The 18,884-nt window shown below is 48.9% G+C and carries 14 protein-coding genes, 3 pseudogenes and 1 riboswitch; of the genes and pseudogenes, 13 read left to right on the top strand and 4 right to left on the bottom strand.

Annotated elements, in window-relative coordinates:
* Positions 1–116: 116 nt before the first annotated feature.
* Positions 117–332: a TIGR02450 family Trp-rich protein gene (locus AC3CIC_RS18575; protein WP_017003598.1), complete on the bottom strand. Its 216-nt coding sequence runs from the start codon at positions 330–332 to the stop codon at positions 117–119.
* Positions 333–740: 408 nt separating this feature from the next.
* Positions 741–884: riboswitch (guanidine-I (ykkC/yxkD leader) on the top strand.
* Between the two features lie 56 nt (positions 885–940).
* On the opposite strand from AC3CIC_RS18575, the gene AC3CIC_RS18570 reads away from it, so the two are divergent.
* The 9 genes from AC3CIC_RS18570 to AC3CIC_RS18530 all read left to right on the top strand — a co-directional run bounded on the left by AC3CIC_RS18570 (position 941) and on the right by AC3CIC_RS18530 (position 11,233).
* Positions 941–2,044, top strand: coding sequence for a putative urea ABC transporter substrate-binding protein (locus AC3CIC_RS18570; RefSeq protein WP_488516659.1), 1,104 nt, complete (start codon positions 941–943; stop codon positions 2,042–2,044).
* A 6-nt stretch (positions 2,045–2,050) separates the two neighbouring features.
* Complete coding sequence (locus AC3CIC_RS18565) at positions 2,051–2,878, top strand: ABC transporter permease (RefSeq protein ID WP_488516658.1); 828 nt, start codon at positions 2,051–2,053, stop codon at positions 2,876–2,878.
* The gene (locus tag AC3CIC_RS18560) at positions 2,878–3,735 is read left to right on the top strand and encodes an ABC transporter ATP-binding protein (protein WP_488516657.1); all 858 of its coding nucleotides are present in this window, start codon (positions 2,878–2,880) and stop codon (positions 3,733–3,735) included. The genes AC3CIC_RS18565 and AC3CIC_RS18560 overlap by 1 nt, the downstream gene beginning before the upstream one ends.
* Positions 3,736–3,776: 41 nt before the next feature.
* Positions 3,777–4,502: an urea amidolyase associated protein UAAP1 gene (locus AC3CIC_RS18555; protein WP_488516656.1), complete on the top strand. Its 726-nt coding sequence runs from the start codon at positions 3,777–3,779 to the stop codon at positions 4,500–4,502.
* A 10-nt stretch (positions 4,503–4,512) separates the two neighbouring features.
* A complete protein-coding gene (locus AC3CIC_RS18550; RefSeq protein WP_488516655.1) occupies positions 4,513–5,157 on the top strand; it encodes an urea amidolyase associated protein UAAP2 in 645 nt (214 codons plus the stop codon).
* A 124-nt stretch (positions 5,158–5,281) separates the two neighbouring features.
* Entirely contained in the window at positions 5,282–6,415 is a 1,134-nt protein-coding gene (locus tag AC3CIC_RS18545) for an acetyl-CoA carboxylase biotin carboxylase subunit (protein WP_488516654.1), read from the top strand.
* A complete protein-coding gene (locus tag AC3CIC_RS18540) occupies positions 6,412–8,931 on the top strand; it encodes a 5-oxoprolinase/urea amidolyase family protein (RefSeq protein WP_488516653.1) in 2,520 nt (839 codons plus the stop codon). Before AC3CIC_RS18545 ends, AC3CIC_RS18540 begins: the two co-directional genes overlap by 4 nt.
* Positions 8,931–10,691 carry an allophanate hydrolase gene (gene atzF / locus AC3CIC_RS18535; protein ID WP_488516652.1) on the top strand — a complete coding sequence of 587 codons (1,761 nt, stop codon included), beginning with the start codon at positions 8,931–8,933 and terminating at the stop codon, positions 10,689–10,691. The genes AC3CIC_RS18540 and atzF overlap by 1 nt, the downstream gene beginning before the upstream one ends.
* Before the next feature lie 104 nt (positions 10,692–10,795).
* The gene (locus tag AC3CIC_RS18530; RefSeq protein ID WP_488516651.1) at positions 10,796–11,233 is read left to right on the top strand and encodes a DUF4156 domain-containing protein; all 438 of its coding nucleotides are present in this window, start codon (positions 10,796–10,798) and stop codon (positions 11,231–11,233) included.
* Between the two features lie 115 nt (positions 11,234–11,348).
* Here the strand turns inward: AC3CIC_RS18530 and AC3CIC_RS18525 are convergent, their stop codons facing one another.
* Positions 11,349–12,536: an aminotransferase-like domain-containing protein gene (locus AC3CIC_RS18525; protein WP_488516650.1), complete on the bottom strand. Its 1,188-nt coding sequence runs from the start codon at positions 12,534–12,536 to the stop codon at positions 11,349–11,351.
* A gap of 112 nt (positions 12,537–12,648) precedes the next feature.
* Here AC3CIC_RS18525 and AC3CIC_RS18520 point away from each other — a divergent pair, with 112 nt between their 5' ends.
* From AC3CIC_RS18520 to AC3CIC_RS18505, 4 genes and pseudogenes are all read left to right on the top strand, one after another.
* Positions 12,649–13,518, top strand: a complete 870-nt coding sequence (locus AC3CIC_RS18520) for an AraC family transcriptional regulator (RefSeq protein ID WP_026024188.1) — start codon at positions 12,649–12,651, stop codon at positions 13,516–13,518.
* A 260-nt stretch (positions 13,519–13,778) separates the two neighbouring features.
* Positions 13,779–14,392, top strand: a pseudogene (locus tag AC3CIC_RS18515) (IS6 family transposase).
* 72 nt (positions 14,393–14,464) lie between these two features.
* Positions 14,465–14,763: pseudogene (locus AC3CIC_RS18510) on the top strand (alpha-amylase family glycosyl hydrolase); the annotation flags it as partial.
* Positions 14,764–14,969: 206 nt separating this feature from the next.
* Positions 14,970–15,332: pseudogene (locus AC3CIC_RS18505) on the top strand (IS3 family transposase); the annotation flags it as partial.
* A gap of 84 nt (positions 15,333–15,416) precedes the next feature.
* Here the strand turns inward: AC3CIC_RS18505 and AC3CIC_RS18500 are convergent.
* Positions 15,417–17,414 carry a choice-of-anchor X domain-containing protein gene (locus AC3CIC_RS18500; RefSeq protein ID WP_488516649.1) on the bottom strand — a complete coding sequence of 666 codons (1,998 nt, stop codon included), beginning with the start codon at positions 17,412–17,414 and terminating at the stop codon, positions 15,417–15,419.
* Between the two features lie 12 nt (positions 17,415–17,426).
* Positions 17,427–18,722 carry an esterase/lipase family protein gene (locus AC3CIC_RS18495; protein WP_488516648.1) on the bottom strand — a complete coding sequence of 432 codons (1,296 nt, stop codon included), beginning with the start codon at positions 18,720–18,722 and terminating at the stop codon, positions 17,427–17,429.
* Positions 18,723–18,884: the final 162 nt, after the last annotated feature.

The following is an 18,884-nucleotide window of genomic DNA, read 5'->3' as shown; positions in this document are numbered from 1 at the left end:
AGATTACCGCTAGATACCCACACATTGAGTTCGAATTTACCGTGTAAATCGGCTGAGAATAGTTCGTCTTTGAGAGTCTTGTGGCTGATTAGTTAGCGTTCTTGATTGAGCCATCGTTATTTCCAACCTTGAACCCATTTCTCACTATTTTTTAGGTCTGTCCAATCAATGGGGTACGCATTTTTCGACAGCACTGCTTCGAGTTGACACGAAATCACTGAACCGTCTTCTTCAAACTCAATGTCTGAGATCAGAAAATGCTTTTCTCGATTCATCGGTTTCACTGCTGTCCATTTGCTGTTTCGTAACTTGGCTGGATTGATTTGATTCACATGTACTCCATAGGTGTCAGTGTCAGTGTCAGTGTTGGTTTGGGTCTATCTGGAAACCGTTCAATGATTACGGTTCTTCAGCTATTTAAGTTCAGTCAATCTATGGGATGTTTTGGCAAAAAAAGGTGAATAGCGTTGAGGTGGCTTGCTCGGTGGGCTTCGGTGATGCACTGACAGAAGATATTTCGGTGTAAATCGGTGCAACTCACGCACTGAATTGGCGCATCGATATTCGATGAAATACGAGAAAACCTCCTTAAAATTATATTAATCAATAAGATGCAAATCTGGCAAGGCATTTGCTTTTATCGAAACAGTAGCGAGCCAAAGATGTATCGGTAAATGGTGATTTATCACCAACACTACGTAGCGTTAATACTAGATTCTGTTAGCGCTAGACGACAATTTGCAATAGATAACTAGGGTTCCGGCTGTTTCTTCTCTTCGTCACTATATCGCGGTTAATTGCCCGAACGAAGAAGGTCACGGTGTCTGGTCCGAGAGTTGTCAACCTCACTTGAGGTCACACGGAGGGATAAAAGCCCGGGAGATGAAATTGATATCTCTTTGGCTCCATCCAGTTTGTGAAACTCAAGGTAGAGGTAGTTATGTATAAATTCTCATCAATACTCCGCAATATTTCATCAACCCGAAAAACCATCTCACGTTTGATCCTGAGCGTTGCTGTCTGTTTCTCTTTTCTATCAAGCCCAACGATAGCGGAAGACAAGCCTACGTTTCGTCTTGCTTGGTCAATCTATGTCGGTTGGATGCCTTGGGACTACGGCAACAATGCAGGGATCATCAAAAAGTGGGGCGACAAATACGGCGTTAACATCGATGTGGTGCAGGTGAACGATTACATCGAGTCGATCAACCAATACACCGCCGGTTCGTTTGATGCCACTGTGATGACCAACATGGATGCACTGACTATTCCGGCTGCCAGCGGCGTAGATTCCACCGCACTGATTGTGGGTGATTTTTCAAACGGTAATGACGGCATCGTGCTGAAAAGTGCTGACAAGCTCGCTGATATCAAAGGCCAACGGGTCAACTTGGTAGAGTTGAGTGTTTCTCATTACTTGTTGGCTCGTGCGCTTGAAACTGTCGATATGACCGAGCGTGATGTCACTGTGGTGAATACCACTGACGCTGATTTGGTGCCTGCATTTGTGACCGAAGACGTGACGGCTGTGACGACGTGGAACCCCTTACTGGCTGAAATCATCAAAATGCCAAACGCCAACAAAGTGTTCGATTCTTCCATGATCCCTGGCGAAATCATTGACCTTTTGGTGGTGAACACAGACACCTTGGCGCAGCATCCTGAGCTGGGTAAGGCACTGACGGGCGCATGGTATGAAATTATGGCGACCATGCAACAGGACAACGAAGCAGGCGCTAAAGCACTCGAGTTTATGGCTGCCGCTTCCGGTACGGACTTGGCGGGCTACAAAGACCAACTGGCATCGACCAAAATGTTCTATGAACCCGCTGACGCTGTGGCGTTCACTGAATCTGCCGCACTGAAAGACACCATGGCGAAAGTGGCTGAATTCTCTTTCAAGCATGGTTTACTGGGTGAAGGCGCACCGGATGCCGGTTTCATCGGTATTGAAACGCCAGCGGGTGTGTTCGGTGATGAGCAAAACATCACGCTTCGCTTCAACCCGAATTACATGGCAATGGCGGCAGATAACGCGCTGTAAGGAAGCATGATGACTCGGATTATTAACCGAAAGCCTTCCGCGTTTGGGCGCACTGTTCTGGCCTGTTTGCCCTTTGTTCTTCTGATCGCCGCCTACATGGTGGCATCAGATGCGCGATTGGCGATTAACCCCAACGACAAGTTACTGCCGTCGTTTGACAGTATTGCAGCCGCGATTGATCGCATGGCTTTTGAGCCGAGCAAACGTACTGGCGATTACTTATTGTGGGTCGATACGTGGGCGAGCTTACAGCGCTTGTTTCTGGGCGTGGGGATCAGCGGGTTATTGGCGCTGGTGATTGGTGTGGCAAACGGCATGATCCCGTATGTGCGTGCGCCAATGTCTCCCATGGTTCGCGCCTTGTCATTGATTCCGCCCATGGCGATTCTTCCCATTTTGTTTATCGCGTTGGGGTTGGGTGAACTGTCTAAGGTGATGCTGATTATCATTGGGATTACACCGATGATGATCCGCGATCTTCAGCTACGCACCGAAAGCCTTCCTGCCGAACAAATCATCAAAGCCCAAACCTTGGGCGCAAACTCTTGGACGCTCATGCTGCGCGTTGTCCTTCCGCAAGTGATGCCTCGGCTCATTGAAGCTGTGCGACTGACGCTTGGCAGCGCATGGCTGTTTTTGATTGCCGCGGAAGCCATTGCTGCGACGGAAGGGTTGGGTTATCGCATCTTTTTGATTCGCCGTTACTTGGCGATGGATGTGATTTTGCCATACGTGCTGTGGATTACGATTTTGGCGTTCTTGATGGATTGGGCCTTACAGAAATTGTCAGCCCATCGTTACCCATGGTTTCACGCACAGGGAGGGAAATCCTAATGAGTGAATCAGCAAGCAACACGTCGAACAGCCAAGGACCAAAGCCGATTGTTGATGGTATTGCGTCAATGATGGAAGCCAACACGCCGATCATCGAAGCAAAAGGTCTGTGGAAAGAGTATGGCAGCCATGTGGTGATTGAACGCCTCAACATCAAAGTGATGGCGGGGGAGTTCATCAGTATTTTGGGTACGTCGGGCTGCGGGAAATCAACTTTTCTCAACATGCTGCTCGGCACTCAAGCTCCTTCACGTGGTCAATTGCTGCTTGATGGCGAACCGCTGAGTTCTGAACCGGGGCCGGAGCGCGGCATTGTGTTCCAAAAGTATTCGGTGTTTCCACACATGACCGCGTTGCAAAACATCATGGTGGCGGATGAGCTAGAAATGAGTCGCTTAACAGGCCGAATATGGGGCAGTGGTCGCGCCGTGTTGCGAGACAAAGCGATGGCGCAGCTCGACAAGCTTGGATTGGCGCACGCGGCAGATAAGTATCCAGCAGAAATGTCAGGCGGTATGCAGCAGCGACTTGCCATTGCTCAGGCATTGATGAAAAAGCCGCGCATTTTATTGCTCGATGAACCCTTCGGCGCGCTCGACCCCGGTATTCGTAAAGACATGCACGAACTGATCAACCAAATCTGGCAAGAGCAGAATCTCACCATTTTTATGATCACTCACGATTTACACGAAGGCTTCAAATTGGGCTCGCGTCTTTGGGTGTTCGACAAACCACGATTCGACCCACAAGCGCCAGAGCGTTTTGGTTCGCAAGTCACGTTTGATATCCCACTCAATTCAACCGGACAAGATGCGCTGATTGCCAGTTTACAAGCCAAGCAGCAAGACGTGGCCTGAGCTGGGAATATTTCGCAAGTGAATAGCAAGGAGAGCAATAAATGGAACTGAAGAATTTGTTTTATCACCGGTATCTCGGTGGTCAACACGGCGGATTAGACATCCCAGCAGGCCATAGCCTGCGTTTAACGGACGTGGAAGGTGGCGCGAATGCGAGCTTACTGCTGTTCAACCCGCGCAACCCGCTAGAGCGCATTAACTTGCCTGACACCCTCAAATGCCAGCACACATTCAAGCTGACGGCAGGCAATTGTGTCTATTCCGACATGGGACGAATTTTCTGCTCCATCGTGCAAGACGATACGGGCTGGATCGACAGCGTCGGCGGTTTGAGTAACAAAAACCATGTGGCCAAGGTATGGGGCGAGCGTAACTACCAAAGTGACCGTAATGATTGGCTGCAAAATGGACATGACGCCATGCTGGTGGAAATGGCGAAATTTGGGCTTGGTTTGCGTGATTTGGCCGCCACGCTCAATGTCTTCAGCAAGGTCGAAACCACTGATGATGGTCAGCTCACCTTTGTGCAAAGACACAGCAAAGCCGCCTCAGTGGTTGAACTGCGTTTTGAGATGGACACCATCGTATTGTTTAGCACCTGCCCGCACCCGATGAATGAAGCCGTGGTTTATCCGCGCAATCCGGTTGATGTCGAAATGGTGAAATCTTCTCCAGTTGAGGCAGATGATGCTTGTCTAAATCATTGCGATGAAAACCGCCGTGGATTCATCAACACTCGCCAATATCAGCCTGTATTCGTCGCTTAAGGAGAATGACATGATCAAAGAGAGTGATTTTAAAATGGAGAACGCCATTTCTCTTGAAGTGGTCGATGCGGGTGACTACTACTTCAACGTGGTGAAAAAAGGCGAACGTGTTCGCATTACCGATCTGGAGGGCAATCAGGCTGCGGATACCTTGTTCTACAACGCGAATAATCCCGCAGAGCGTTATAGCGCCATGGATACCTTGCGTGAGCAGGGCAACGCCTACCTCACTGCTGAATCTGTGTTGATGTCGAATTTGTCGAACCCGATGCTCGAAATTGTGGCTGATACGTGCGGGCGTCACGACACCCTCGGTGGCGCATGCTCTACCGAAAGCAACACCGTGCGCTATGCACTGGAAAAACGTTGTATGCATGCTTGCCGAGACTCTTGGCTGTTGGCGGTGGCAGAGCACCCTGAATATGGCCTGACTAAGCGCGATATTAGCCACAACATCAACTTCTTTATGAATGTGCCTGTCACCGCCGAAGGGGGGCTGACCTTTGCCGATGGCATCAGTGCGCCGGGTAAATACGTGGAACTGGAAGCGAAAATGGACGTGATTGTGTTGGTGTCGAATTGCCCCCAATTGAATAACCCGTGCAACGCGTATAACCCAACACCCGTTGAAATTTCGGTGTGGGAAGCGGCGTAAGTTCGAACGGTAGACACAAAGAATAAGGTAAGGGACGACCCTAACGCCATCGGGTTCACTCACCGTGTTGGCGACACACTTTCGGTCTTAATTCGGGACGACCCGACGAATTGAAGGCAAAGCTATGTTTAACAAGAACAAGATGTTCAATAAAGTGTTGATTGCAAACCGTGGTGCGATTGCATGTCGGATCATCCGCACATTAGATGCAATGGGTGTGGCGAGTGTGGCGGTTTATCACGAAGACGATGCAGGCAGCCTGCATACGCGAAATGCCACAGAAGCCTTTAGCCTCGGTGAAGGCAGCGCCGCTGAAACCTATCTCAACATGAACAAAATCATCGCTATTGCCAAAGAAGCGGGCGCAGAAGCGATTCATCCAGGTTACGGCTTTTTAAGTGAAAACCCTGATTTTGTGGCAGCGTGTCAGCAAGAGAACCTGGTGTTCCTCGGCCCAACCAGTGACCAAATTAATCAGTTTGGCTTAAAGCATACCGCTCGTGAACTGGCGGAGCAGGCGAATGTGCCCCTGCTTCCCGGTACGGGCTTGTTGGAAAGCGTTGAAGAAGCGATTGCTAACGCTGAAACCATGGGCTATCCCATCATGCTGAAAAGCACCGCCGGTGGCGGTGGTATCGGCATGCGTTTTTGCGAAAATGCCGAGCAGTTAACCGATGCGTTTGATGCCGTAAAACGTCTGGGTGAAGCCAACTTCAGCCATAGTGGCTTGTTCATGGAAAAATTCATCACAGCGGCACGCCACATTGAAGTGCAAGTGGTGGGTGACGGCGAAGGCAATGTGATTGCCCTTGGTGAACGTGATTGCTCCGCGCAGCGACGTAACCAAAAAGTGATGGAAGAAACACCCGCCCCAAATCTGGACGATGAAACCCGGCAAGCATTGCAACAGACGGCGATTCAGCTGGCGGAATCGGTCAATTATCGCAGCGCGGGTACGGTGGAATTCATTCTTGATCAGTCCACGCAGCAGTTCTATTTCCTCGAAGTCAATACCCGTCTGCAAGTGGAGCATGGCGTCACTGAAATGATCTTTGGCGTCGATATTGTCAAGCTGATGGTGGAAATTGGCGCGGGCGAATATCACGCAAGTTGGGTGGAAACGAAAGCCGCCAAACCACATGGCCACGCGATTCAGTTCCGTTTGTACGCGGAAGATCCAAACCGACAGTTTCAGCCATCAACAGGGCTGATCACGACGTTGGCGTCTTCCCTGAGGGCATTGATGCAAACCGTGTGATCACACAAGAAAACGGCAGCACAGTACGGATTGATACCTGGGTGGAGGCGGGTGTAGAAGTCAGTCCGTTTTTTGACCCTATGATTGCCAAAGTCATGGTGCACGGGAGCGATCGCCACAGCGCACTGGAAGATATTGCTGAATTATTGAATAGCACTCATCTGTATGGCATTGAAACTAATCTGGCTTATTTAGCTCAGCTTGCTGTTGAACCTATGGTGAAGCAGGGCACAGTGCTGACATCGAGTCTCGCTGGGTTCAATTATCAACCATCGACGGTGGATGTATTGGCAAGCGGGACACAAACGACGGTTCAAGACTATCCCGCGCGCAGTGGCTATTGGCATGTCGGCATTCCGCCATCGGGCCCAATGGACAGCCTGAGTTTTCGTCTCGGGAATCAATTGCTCGAAAATGCAGAGACGTGTGCGGGTTTAGAAATCATCGCTAATGGCCCGACGCTGCGCTTCAACCAGCCGACTCAAGTGGTGGTAACGGGCGCTGACATCAATGTGAAATGCAACGGTGCGGACGCGCCTATGTGGACGGTACTGGATATTGAAAAGGGCGATACGCTTGCGCTTGGCGCGATGACAGGTGAGGGGGCTCGCGCGTATCTTCTGATCAAAGACGGGTTTGATTGTCCTGAATATCTCGGCAGCCGTTCGACGTTTACCTTGGGCAAATTCGGTGGTCATGGTGGCTGCGCGTTAATGGCGGGTGATGTGCTTCATCTTCATCCCGTTGAACACGATAAAAGCCTGACTGCCAGAACCATGGATAAACCCGATCTGGGCATGACGCATACATTGCGCGTGATTTACGGCCCGCACGGTGCGCCTGATTTCTTTACTGACAATGACATTTCGGCGTTTTTTGATGCGGAATGGGAAGTGCACTTTAACTCCAGCCGCACGGGTGTGCGTCTTATCGGGCCAAAACCTGAATGGGCGAGAACCGACGGCGGTGAAGCAGGGCTGCATCCATCGAATATTCACGACAACGCTTATGCGGTAGGCACGGTCGATTTCACGGGAGATATGCCTGTGATTTTAGGGCCAGATGGCCCAAGCCTAGGGGGCTTTGTCTGTCCGGCGACCATTATCAAAGCGGATTTGTGGAAAATGGGGCAACTAAAAGCAGGCGACAAAGTGCGATTCCAGCCTGTCACTATGTTTGATGCCGAAGAAGCCGAGAAACATCAACGCCTCGCTATTGCCCAGTTACAAACCCAAGAACTTCCACTCGCGGCTTTCATGCCAACTACGCCTGTGTTGAAAGAACTTGCTGCCGACAAATACGGTGAGACGGTGGTGTATCGCCCAAGCGGTGAGGATTTCCTGCTGGTGGAATACGGCCCACAAATGCTGGATATCCGCCTGCGTTTTCGTGTTCACGCCTTAATGATGACCTTGGAAAGCATGGCCGTCCCCGCGATTAAAGAGCTAACGCCGGGTATTCGTTCGCTGCAAGTGCATTACGACAACTTGCAGTCACCTTGCGAAGAAATGCTGGCGATCCTCGAACGTGCAGAAGCGGCTATCGGTGATATTTCACAGCTCACCGTGCCATCACGCGTGGTGCATCTTCCTTTGTCTTGGGACGATCCTTCCATTCAACTAGCGATGCGTAAATACGACGAAGTGGTGCGAAAAAATGCGCCGTGGAGCCCGAATAATATCGAGTTCATTCGTCGTATTAACGGCTTGGACAGCATGGATCAGGTCAAGGACATCGTGTTTGATGCCAGCTATTTGGTGATGGGGCTGGGTGATGTTTACCTTGGCGCGCCTGTCGCGACGCCGATGGATCCTCGCCATCGTTTGGTGACCACCAAATACAACCCCGCGCGTACATGGACGCCTGAAAATGCCGTCGGTATTGGCGGCGCGTATATGTGTGTGTATGGCATGGAAGGGCCGGGTGGCTATCAGCTGATGGGCCGAACGCTCCAAATGTGGAATCGCTACGGAAAGAGCAAAGCCTTTGATAAACCTTGGCTGCTGCGCTTTTTCGATCAGATCCGTTTCTATCCGGTTTCCCACGAAGAACTGACGGATATTCGTCGTGATTTCCCGCGCGGGCAATTTGACGTCCGCATCGAAGAAACCCGCTTCAGCCTTGCTGACTATGAAGCCATGCTTGAGCAAGAAAAGGCGTCGATCACCGCGTTCAAATCTCGCCAGCAACAGGCGTTCGATGAAGAGCGTCAGCGCTGGGAAGAAAGCGGTGAAGCCAACTTTGTTGCCGAAACGGTGGAAGAGCAAAGCACGGCTGACGACATATTGGAAGATGGACAATTTACCGTTTCTAGCCAGTTGGCGGGCAACGTGTGGCAATTGCTGGCAAAACCCGGCGATACCATTGAAATTGGCCAACCCCTCTTGATTGTTGAGTCGATGAAAATGGAAATCGAAGTCACCGCCACCCAATCGGGTCGCGTGGTGCACTATGCCAAAGCGGAAGGTGAGCAAGTGCGAGCAGGTCAAACATTGTTAATCATGGAGCAGATCTAATGGAATTCACGTCAATTCAAGCCTTGCTGGATGCCTACAAAAGCGGTGAGACGACGCCAGAGGCATACTTACGTCAGCAGTGGAAGCAAGCCAAAGCTGACGTCAATCATTGTTGGATTTCGAATATCAGCGAAGCGCAATTAGATGGCTATATCAAAGCGCTCAAAAACAGCAACCCCGAATTAAAACCACTTTATGGCGTGCCATTCGCGATCAAAGACAATATCGACTTATTGGGGCTACCGACCACGGCAGCCTGCAAAGAATTCGCCTACTCGCCAGGCAGTTCAGCCTTTGTGGTACAGGCCTTGATTGATGCGGGCGCTGTGCCGTTAGGCAAAACCAACCTCGATCAGTTTGCCACGGGCTTAAACGGCACACGTAGCCCGTATGGCGCGTGTCAAAATAGTATCGACCCAACGTACATCTCAGGGGGGTCAAGTGCTGGCAGTGCCGTGTCTGTGGCATTGAAGCAGGTGTTGTTCTCTCTGGGGACAGACACCGCAGGATCAGGGCGTGTCCCCGCGGCGTTTAATCGCTTGGTGGGCATGAAAGCGAGTATCGGGCGAATTAGCTGTCGCGGCTTAGTGCCAGCATGCCGAACGCTGGATTGCATTACTGTGTTCGCACATTCGGTGGATGACATTGAACACGTGTTGCCAGTAGCTGGGCAATACGACCCGTCTGATTGCTATGCGAGAGACTTTTCTGACTCTGATTCAGAGGTCACTTATTCCTTCGATAAGCCACGCATTGGTGTGCCGCGTGATACCCAATTGGAATTCTTCGGCAACGATAATTACAGGCGTCGTTTTAGCGCAAGCAAAGCCCAATGCGAAGCGTTAGGCGCAGAGTTAGTGGACGTGGATTTTAGTCCGTTTTTGGATGCGGCCAAATTGTTGTATCACGGCCCTTGGGTTGCTGAGCGTTATGCCGGGATCAAAGCGTTTTTTGATGAACATGAAGCTGACTGCGACCCCGCAATTCAAGCCATTATTGGCGGCGCTCGTGGGTTAACAGCGGTAGATGCGTTCAATGCCCAATATGAACTTCAAGCATTGAAAAAGCGTTGTGATGCGATTTTGAATTCTGTCGATGCCATATTGATCCCAACGGCTGGAAGTATCTACACCATTGAGGAAATGCAGGCTGACCCGATCCAGTTGAATACCAACTTGGGTTTCTACACCAATTTCATGAACTTGTTAGATTATGCTGCCATCGCTGTGCCTGCAGACAACGAATCCGAAAACATGCCATTTGGTATCACGCTGTTTTCAGACAAAGGCACTGAGCCGAAGCTCTTAGAAATGGCCAAAGCGTACACGGGTAAGTCTCGCATTGAAGTCGGTGAGCGTATCCCAGAATCTATGGTGATTGCTGTCTGTGGCGCACATATGGCGGGACTGCCGCTTAACCATCAGTTGGTTAGTCGCCAAGCGACGTTCTTGGAAAAAAGACGCAGTGCCGCGCGGTACCAGTTGTTTGCGTTGGCAGGAGAAGAGCCCAAGCGTCCGGGCATGGTGCGCACAAAAGAAGGTGGGAATCGCATTGAATTGGAACTTTGGGAGATGCCAACGGCACGATTCGGTGATTTTCTGGCGGGCATTCCAAGCCCGTTAGGCTTGGGGAAAGTTGAGTTGGATGACGGGACTTGGGTGACAGGTTTTATCTGCGAAGAAGCGGGTGCAGCCGGAGGCCGAGATATCTCTCACTTTGGTAGTTGGCGCGTTTTTTTGACTTCAAAGAGCTATTCCTGAAACAGAGCTAATAAGCACGCAGAATTATGCCAGTCTATTTCGCTTGCTTTTACATCAACTCAGGATAAACTTCGCGCCCTTGAAACAGTAGAGACGCGTCTTAAATGAAAAAAATATCGCTATGTGCAGCATGGGTTTCTGCTGCATTGTTATCGGGCTGTGTGACTTTCCCAACCCAAGAGTCAGAACAAGTCCAAGTGATTTGGGATGATATCAATGCGATTCAAGGATGTGAGCATAAAGGCACAGTGATCGGCTCAGAAGGGCATTTTTACGATTACTGGTTACACGCAGACAAAGACATGGTTTGGGGAACGCTAAACCAAATGCGTAAGAAAGCGGCAGAGAAAGGCGGCAACGTGCTGTATCTGTATCAACCGTTTGGTTTCTCAAGCTCTGTCACCATGTTTGGTAACGCGTATGCGTGCGACGTGGATGCGTCGTTAGCCGCTGCGGCGAGTGCTACAGAGAAAGCGGCGACAGAAACGACCGCGATCACAGTAGATGGTGCTGACACGGTTGAAGTGATCGACGCGAACTAATACACGTTCATTCGGTAACGTTAACATCATACGAAAAAGGGCATCGCAGAGAAATTTGCGATGCCCTTTTTGTTCGCTGTTTTCCAGGGATCAGATGGCGGTGTGTGACTTGCCGTTATACAAAAACGGGCATTTCTTGATTGGTCGCAGCGCTCAATTGTTCGCGCAGACCTGCTGCCAAACGCGTCACCGCTTCGGCAAGTTCTTCGTTTGTCGCGTTGGTGAAATTCAAACGCAGCGCAGCATCCGCACTTTCTGGTTTCGGGTAGAAAACAGGGCTAGGTACAACCGCCACACCGTTACTGAGTAGCGATTTTGCCAGCGCAAAGGTGTCGCACTCAGGCAGTGTTACCCAAACAAACATGCCACCATCAACGGCATTCAATTCACACCCTTCAGGCAGCTTTTGCTGCAATTCGTTGAACAAGGTTTCATAGCGAGACTTGTAAAGCGAGCGAATGGTATCAATGTGTTGATCGAAGTCTTTGTGTTCTAACAGGCCAAGCAGCAGGGCTTGCATTGGCACACTCGAATGCAGGTCTGCGCCTTGTTTAACTTTAACCATCGGTTCGATGTAGCTGCGTTTGCCCGTGACGACGCCAATGCGCAGGCCGGGAGACGCAATTTTCGAGAAAGAACGCAGAACAATCGAGTTTTGCGGGCAGAAATCTGAAACCAAGGGTAGGGCATCGCCAGCAAAACGCAGTTCGCGGTAAGGGGCATCTTCAATCAGTGCCACTTTGTATTTGATGCACAGCGCGGCGACTTGCTGACGTGTTTCTAGTGACCAGCAAACCCCGGTTGGGTTATGAAAATCCGGTACGGCATAAAACATTTTTGGTGATTGCTCGGCAAAGCAGGTTTCTAGCGCAGTTAAATCCGGCCCGAATTCTGTTTGCGGCACGGTCACCATGTCAGCTTGTACCAAGCCAAATACTTGCATCGCACCCAAATAGCTTGGTGCTTCCATCACGACTTTGTCACCAGGGTTCACGTAGGCGCGGGCAATCAAATCCAAGCCTTGTTGTGAGCCGGTACAAACCATCGCCATGTGGCTTTCTGGCAGTTCGAAATAGGTGTTGAGGAACGTGAGTAGTGGGCCATAACCCGCTGTCGCACCGTATTGAAATACCTCGGGCATGTCAGACAGGCCTTCGAGGGTGGCTTTCATCAGGTCGATAGGGAAGGTTTTTTCATCCGGCAAACCACCCGCGAGAGAGATAACGTTCTTATCTGACGCTGCGGCCAAAATCTCACGAATATAGGAAGAAGGGATTTGCTGAAGCGATGTTGCGATTTCCATATCAGTACCTGAACAACGTATGAATGACTTATCAAAAAATATTACAACGCATTGTGGTTTTTAGAATGTCCGTTTATGCTGTTCGATATGTCCGTTTATGCTATTTGGTCAAATGAGCCATCAACACATTTCCCGCATCAATGATGTGCTGTACTACATTCACAAAGATATTAGCCGCGATTTGCCCGCCAAAACCTTGGCAGATGTGGCTGCGTATTCGGAACAACACTTCCATCGTATTTTTAAAAGCGTGGTGGGCGAGTCGATTCATCAATATATCCGCCGCACTCGCATGGAATATGCCGCCAATCAATTGATGTTTGATACACGGTCATCCGTGCTTGAGATTGCCAACAAGTGTGGGTTTAACTCGGTGTCGTCGTTTAGTCGTGCATTCAAAGCCACGTTTGATGTCGCGCCGGGTGAATGGCGTAAACATGACATGCAGATAGCCAATAAGCCTTACTTGAAAGATCCCGATGTGGCGGCCGGTTATCTTCGTGTGGCTGATCTCAAATTGCCTTCGCCCAAAATTGTCGAAGTGCCAGAGCGGTTCGCCGCGTATGTGCGCCATGTCGGTTATGACCGTTCGATAAAAAACACATGGCGAATATTGCACGCATGGGCGAGTAGCGAAGGGCGTGATTTTTCACAGCAGTTTGGTTTGCACCATTCAAACCCTGCATGGGTGGAATTAGATAAGTGTCGCTATGTTGCCTGCATTGCCATTGATGCGCCGATAAAAGTGCGCGGAGTCGTCAATCAATTGGTGGTGCCGGGCGGGTTACATGCGGTGTTTCGATTGCAGGGGGTGTATGGCGAACTGCTTCCCCAAATTAGCAAGGTGCTCGAGCAGTGGCTGCCAGCGTCTGGTTTTAAACTGGGATCAACGCCTGCGTATGTGCATTATCACCAAAACCATTTTCTCGATGAGCAGGAACGCTTTGAGTTGGATTTCTATTTGCCGATCAGCTTCTTCTGAGACGGTTAGTACATGGGAGAAATGGTAGATAGACAGTAGGAAATGAAGCATAAAGCGGATTGGAGCGTGCAGCGGGAATCGAACCCGCATCATCAGCTTGGAGGGGGGATACCTACTCAAACTAAAGTCATTACAAATCATAACCATATGAAAATCTACGTTCATTTTTTGTCATTTAAAACCATTTTTCAGCATTTAATAAAACTGAAACAAAACTTGGTCACCGATTTTTGTGCAATTGAGTAGGACCTCACTGGTTTATTAACCGCTTACAACACTTCGCCTTTGAAATCATCCTTTGGTCGCTACGTTGGTATGGATCATACGCCCATGAGTTATGCCAGCGTCAGTGATATGTTGGCTGCTTGATGAAGCCTACATCAAAGTGAAGGGGAAATGGCGCTACCTGTACTGTGCCATTAATAAAAAAGTAGAAACATTAGACTTCTACTTTTCAAAAAAACGAGATAAATATGCCGTTTATCGTTTCCTAAAGCATTGTCTGAAAAGTACAAACACGACGTGCAACCAAAGACCCTAAATACCGACCAGCATTCTTCTTATGGTAATGCGATTGCTCGACTGAAAGAAGAGGGATTACTGCGAGAAGTTGTGGCATATCGGCAAGTGAAATATCTCAATAACCGTATTGAATCTGACCATGTGCCGTTAAAAACTCATCACCGCGACCGGCGGCTTTGAACCGGAACACTACATCCGAGAGTAGGCCACCATCAAGGGATTTGAATCATTACGCCTGTTGAACAAGAGGCAACTCGATTGTTGGTTACGCCATAACGATCGAATATGGCGCGTCAGGGAGAGATCCATCTTCATGAATTGGCTATTTAATGTCGAGGTGATTTACACGTAATGTCAGGAGGATGTGTGGAGAAATCCGCGCCATCGAATTTTTTGCAACAAGCCCGAAAATACTGCACCACACCTATTCCCCTTTGCGGGAAATCCGAGAAAACAGATACCAGAAGGTATACCTTTCGATTGATGGATTACCTAGAGCTTGTCGATTGGACAGGACGGCAATGCCGAGAAGATAAACGCGGTCATATTGAGAGTCGTGAACCCGACATACTCAGTCGTTTAGGGTTTGGCGTTGCCGAATGGCTCGACACTTCCACGAAAGTGGAAAAGGGAACCATAATAGGCACAGAGTCATCGATTAAAGGAGCCTTACCTTTGCTAGGGTGGAAAAGACTCTGTGGTTATCGTATTCCAGCTAGCTAACGTCATCCAAACCTTCGTTAATACCTATCAACCACGTGATTGGTGGTTTTGACGCATCTGCATTGTGCTAAATCGACGTCAATCCAGCGAACTTTTGAATATCTCAGAGAAGCATCCTCAACTGACTGATTGGCCGATGGTCACTGATGTTTTCAAAAGATAATTTGTACGATATTTAACTTTGCCTGTCCCTGTAGACCTTTGTCATTGATGCTTTGTTGATCGCGATTTGGCGAAGACGGCCAAGTGAAAAGGTGCTAGTTCGCTCAGATCAAATCGTTCAGTATACATCGAGCGACTGGCGCAGTTTCCTAAAAGAGCACAATATGGAAATTAGTATGAGTAGAAAAGGGAACTGTCACGACAACACCGTTGCTGAGAGTTTTTTTTCGCTGTTCAAGAAAGATAGAGTAAAGCGAAGGATCTATAAAACCCGTGAGGAAGCACGCTCTGAAATATTTGAATATATTGAGTGCTTCTACAATCCAAAACGTAATCATGGTACTAGTGGTGGGCTGTCCCCGAATGAATATAAAAGACAGTATTATCAGAATCTTGAAAGTGTATAGGGTCTTACCACAGCTCACCTCAACGAAAAGGCCAGAAGCTTTCGCTTCTGGCCTTTCTTCTTCCCTAAATTCAATCATCCGAATTTAGTATTCGATAAATAGCGACACGTTTTTAACTTCAACAAAGTAGCTGCGTTCATGCGGTGCTGATACAAGAACAAACGATGTCATTGCAGTTGGTAAGCTGCGCTTCTCGTTTAGAACATCCAATAATGCTTGCCCTGACATTTCGACGGTTTGGTTTTGCTCTACATTCTTCAACGCGGCTAGTGTATTTGACCACGCCGGGCAGACAGTGAAGGATTCACAGAATGAATCGTAACTTACCGACGCAGGATCCCAAGTGGCATCATCAACCGTGTGCACTGTCACATCGTTGAACGGGTACTGGAGAGTAGAATCACCAAACGTGACGATGAGCGTGGCTTTGGTAATGTCTCCAGTAACTTTACTCAGGTCAAAACTTGCCAGCGTTTCAAAGTCGTACGGTATTGACGCGCCGGCACGCAGGTATCCGCCCACTTTAGGCTGCGATACATTTGCCGCCGGTACACTTTCCCAGTTGTTCCTTTCCAGGCCAAAGAGATTACCGGTTAACGTAACGTTGACTGGTGGGCTAAAGTTTTCCTTCTTGTAAGGAGGTGTTTCACCCAACACGGATTGACGGTAAGACGTCGAGCGGCTGTATAGCAACAACGAATTAAGCTCATACGGACCGTCAGCTTGCTTGAAGACCTCTCCCGACACCGTAAATTCGAATGTGCTTTCCCCTTTTTGGAGGTACTTTTGGAAGCTCACTAGCTCAAGGTTTTCACCAGCGGCACTGCTAATATTAACCGAGCCGGTATAAGTGCTGGTGTTGGTCACATGAACAGGGAAACTGAAAGACAGTGCTTTAATGAATGTGCCGTCTTCTGACATAACCGGTGTAGTTTGTAGTTGCCCGGTTATCTCGATTGGCTCTCTGCAACGCTCCAATGTTGAAAGATCAATGATATCTTCGAAGCGCAAGCGAGGAGTCGCGAGTTTAATCGCGTCATCGGTAATGCTATAGATAAAGGGTGTATTAACCGAAAGCTCTGCGGTCTCGGAGAACAATTCGGCAATCTTCTCTTTGCTGTATTCGAGAGCAACCACATGCTTACCGGCTGTCAGGAGTAGTCTTTTGCTGCTGTTTAATTCGTTAACCCCGTCGGTTAAATGCCCGTGTAAGGCATAATCGCCATCTGTTTGAACGTCCAGTTCAAAATATTGGCTGATTGCACTCACGCAACCTTCGGACGTAAACACCGGTGACAATTTATGGCTAACAATATTCACTGACGCAGGGATGACGTTAACTTTTTTGGTCGCTTCCCGTACCAGTTGGCTGCCCTTCCAGTTGACTGTCGCTGTTCCCTTAATTTCGTATTCGCCCAACTCGTTAGGAATATAAGTATTGCTGTATATCCCATCACCTTGCGCTGCATCGATACCTTGTCCGTCATCCGCAAGGGATAGCACAGTGTTGCTGTTGCTTGGTTCAACAACCGTTGCTTGAGTCGCTGCTGTAGATATAGGTTCACCCCTATCAGTCAGTAACGCTGCTACGGGTACCGGCTCACCCAATACATATTCGTTGGCCGCAATCGCCATTCCAAAAGCAATGGGCGTTTGAACCGCAACTTGGCCAATAATAACCGTATCGTAAGAAGGGCTTGGGAAATCAACAAGAACTTTCCATGTGCCCGCCATCGGCTCCTTTACTTCCGGGAAGAAAACATAGCTACCCGGTAACGCTGGTGTTTGGCTGCTTCCCAATACGCTATTGGTTGATGCGTCGGTCGATAACAATACAATTTTCCCGTTCGGATCCACAATCGAAACGGTGGCATCATCAACAGGAACAATAACTTCTACAACAAAGGCATCAGCCACATCAATATCAAATGCCAATTCTGCGTTGCTATCAGTGCTTGTTACAGGAAACGATAAGGTTGTACTGGTGCTCATGCCAATTGGAACCTGGGTACTCGCCAAAACTGGCTGTAGTAAGACACCGATAAAGGCAAGCGCCGTCATAAGCTGTTTAAAAAATTTCATGCTCGCCACTCCTTAGCGCATCGAAATAATATTTTGGACAAAACGAAGTACATTTGGCCCCGTTTTCATTGTCGAATGGTTTGCCAACACGTTGCCCAAAGACGTAGCGAAGCTTGGATTCGCACTGGCGAGCGTAACGACAACATCGTTTTCCTGAGCCGTTGTTACGTTAGCTGTGTATCTGACGGTAGTGATTATCACGTTATAACCGTTAGAGTAATGTGGCGATACAAATTGCTGGGTATCAAGATAAGCTGCCGAACTGAAGTTTCTAAGGGCTTCCCATGCCGCGACGCCAGCCCAATGGGATCCCCAAGGAAAGAGACCAACTATGTCCGGATCTTTCTGAATCACTCCGTCTTGATCTAAATCGGCATTTGCACCCATAGAGAACGTTTGTGTGATATTTCCACGCGTTCCAGCACTTATCGCATTTGATGCAGTGTCCGTAGTAAGATCCTCAATACCCGGCATTTTAGGTCCCACAAAAGGAATATCCGGCAGTTTCATATATTCCCGGGCAAAGTTATTTGGATCGGCTGTGGTATTGGTGTATCTATCCGCATAGTGTTCCATTTTTATAAAGGAAAGGTCTGCGGCTACGCTGCCAAGGTGTGGGGTGGAAAACGTGGAGAGAGATTTAATTTCAAAGTTAGGGCTTAGCGCTTTGAGATTCTGAGTGTCCAACCCGCCTTTGCTATGCGCAATAATGTGGACTTTATCGGCTTTTAACTCATCAAGGAACGTCTGGATTTTTCGATTTAAAATTCCCGCATTTGTCGCGGTAGTGCCATTCTTTTGAGCAGAGAAACGCGCATAGCGAATTCCCAGATCATCTAAGGTACTCAATACACCTGGCGCGCTGCTTTCATCCCAAGAGTCTGCTTGAGCCGCGATTCCGTGTGCGAGAACGACCGGAAGTGCCACATCAAACTCTATCGAAACCCAATCGACAGACATACACCAATTGTCGCCACTGTTCGCAGTATCTATATCAACGCGGATTTCGTTATCTTGTCCGAACTTTATTTCACCGACGTCGACTTGAAGATTTGTGTCAGTCCAGCGACCGTCAGCCCCTTGAAGGGTTCCCATCGTTTTCCCGTTAAAGGAAACAACATCGACTTCCGGGTTGATGCCGGGAACGTTAGCGCTTGAATCGATATCAAAAACAGGCATGCTAATTCGCGCCTTGGCACCAATAACACTCTGACTTTGCATATTTGCCAACTTACCCGGATCAATCTTCCCGTCATTTTGCAATACAGCTTCATTGACCACATTCGGGACTGGCAACTTAATAATCAATGGACCACCGGATTTATAAGTGCACCCCGTATCAAGGCCACCTCCCGAGTTAAGAACATAAGTACCTAACGTTTCTTTTGGCGGCGCTATTCCCGAGCTCGATGAGCGCGTTGAGAATGCACTTATTACTTGTGAATCAGGCAGATCCTGCGCCAAAGCATA

Source organism: Enterovibrio sp. QJM3NY_24 (assembly GCF_057786035.1).
Note: the sequence above shows the minus strand (reverse complement) of the source record. Positions and strands in the feature narration are given on the sequence as shown.

Coding starts and splice junctions, on each gene's coding strand:
- AC3CIC_RS18500 (WP_488516649.1), bottom strand. CDS start 17,414: ATGAAATTTTTTAAACAGCTTATGACGGCGCTTGCCTTTATCGGTGTC.
- AC3CIC_RS18565 (WP_488516658.1), top strand. CDS start 2,051: ATGATGACTCGGATTATTAACCGAAAGCCTTCCGCGTTTGGGCGCACT.
- AC3CIC_RS18545 (WP_488516654.1), top strand. CDS start 5,282: ATGTTTAACAAGAACAAGATGTTCAATAAAGTGTTGATTGCAAACCGT.
- AC3CIC_RS18550 (WP_488516655.1), top strand. CDS start 4,513: ATGATCAAAGAGAGTGATTTTAAAATGGAGAACGCCATTTCTCTTGAA.
- AC3CIC_RS18520 (WP_026024188.1), top strand. CDS start 12,649: ATGAGCCATCAACACATTTCCCGCATCAATGATGTGCTGTACTACATT.
- AC3CIC_RS18525 (WP_488516650.1), bottom strand. CDS start 12,536: ATGGAAATCGCAACATCGCTTCAGCAAATCCCTTCTTCCTATATTCGT.
- AC3CIC_RS18570 (WP_488516659.1), top strand. CDS start 941: ATGTATAAATTCTCATCAATACTCCGCAATATTTCATCAACCCGAAAA.
- AC3CIC_RS18555 (WP_488516656.1), top strand. CDS start 3,777: ATGGAACTGAAGAATTTGTTTTATCACCGGTATCTCGGTGGTCAACAC.
- AC3CIC_RS18560 (WP_488516657.1), top strand. CDS start 2,878: ATGAGTGAATCAGCAAGCAACACGTCGAACAGCCAAGGACCAAAGCCG.
- AC3CIC_RS18530 (WP_488516651.1), top strand. CDS start 10,796: ATGAAAAAAATATCGCTATGTGCAGCATGGGTTTCTGCTGCATTGTTA.
- atzF (WP_488516652.1), top strand. CDS start 8,931: ATGGAATTCACGTCAATTCAAGCCTTGCTGGATGCCTACAAAAGCGGT.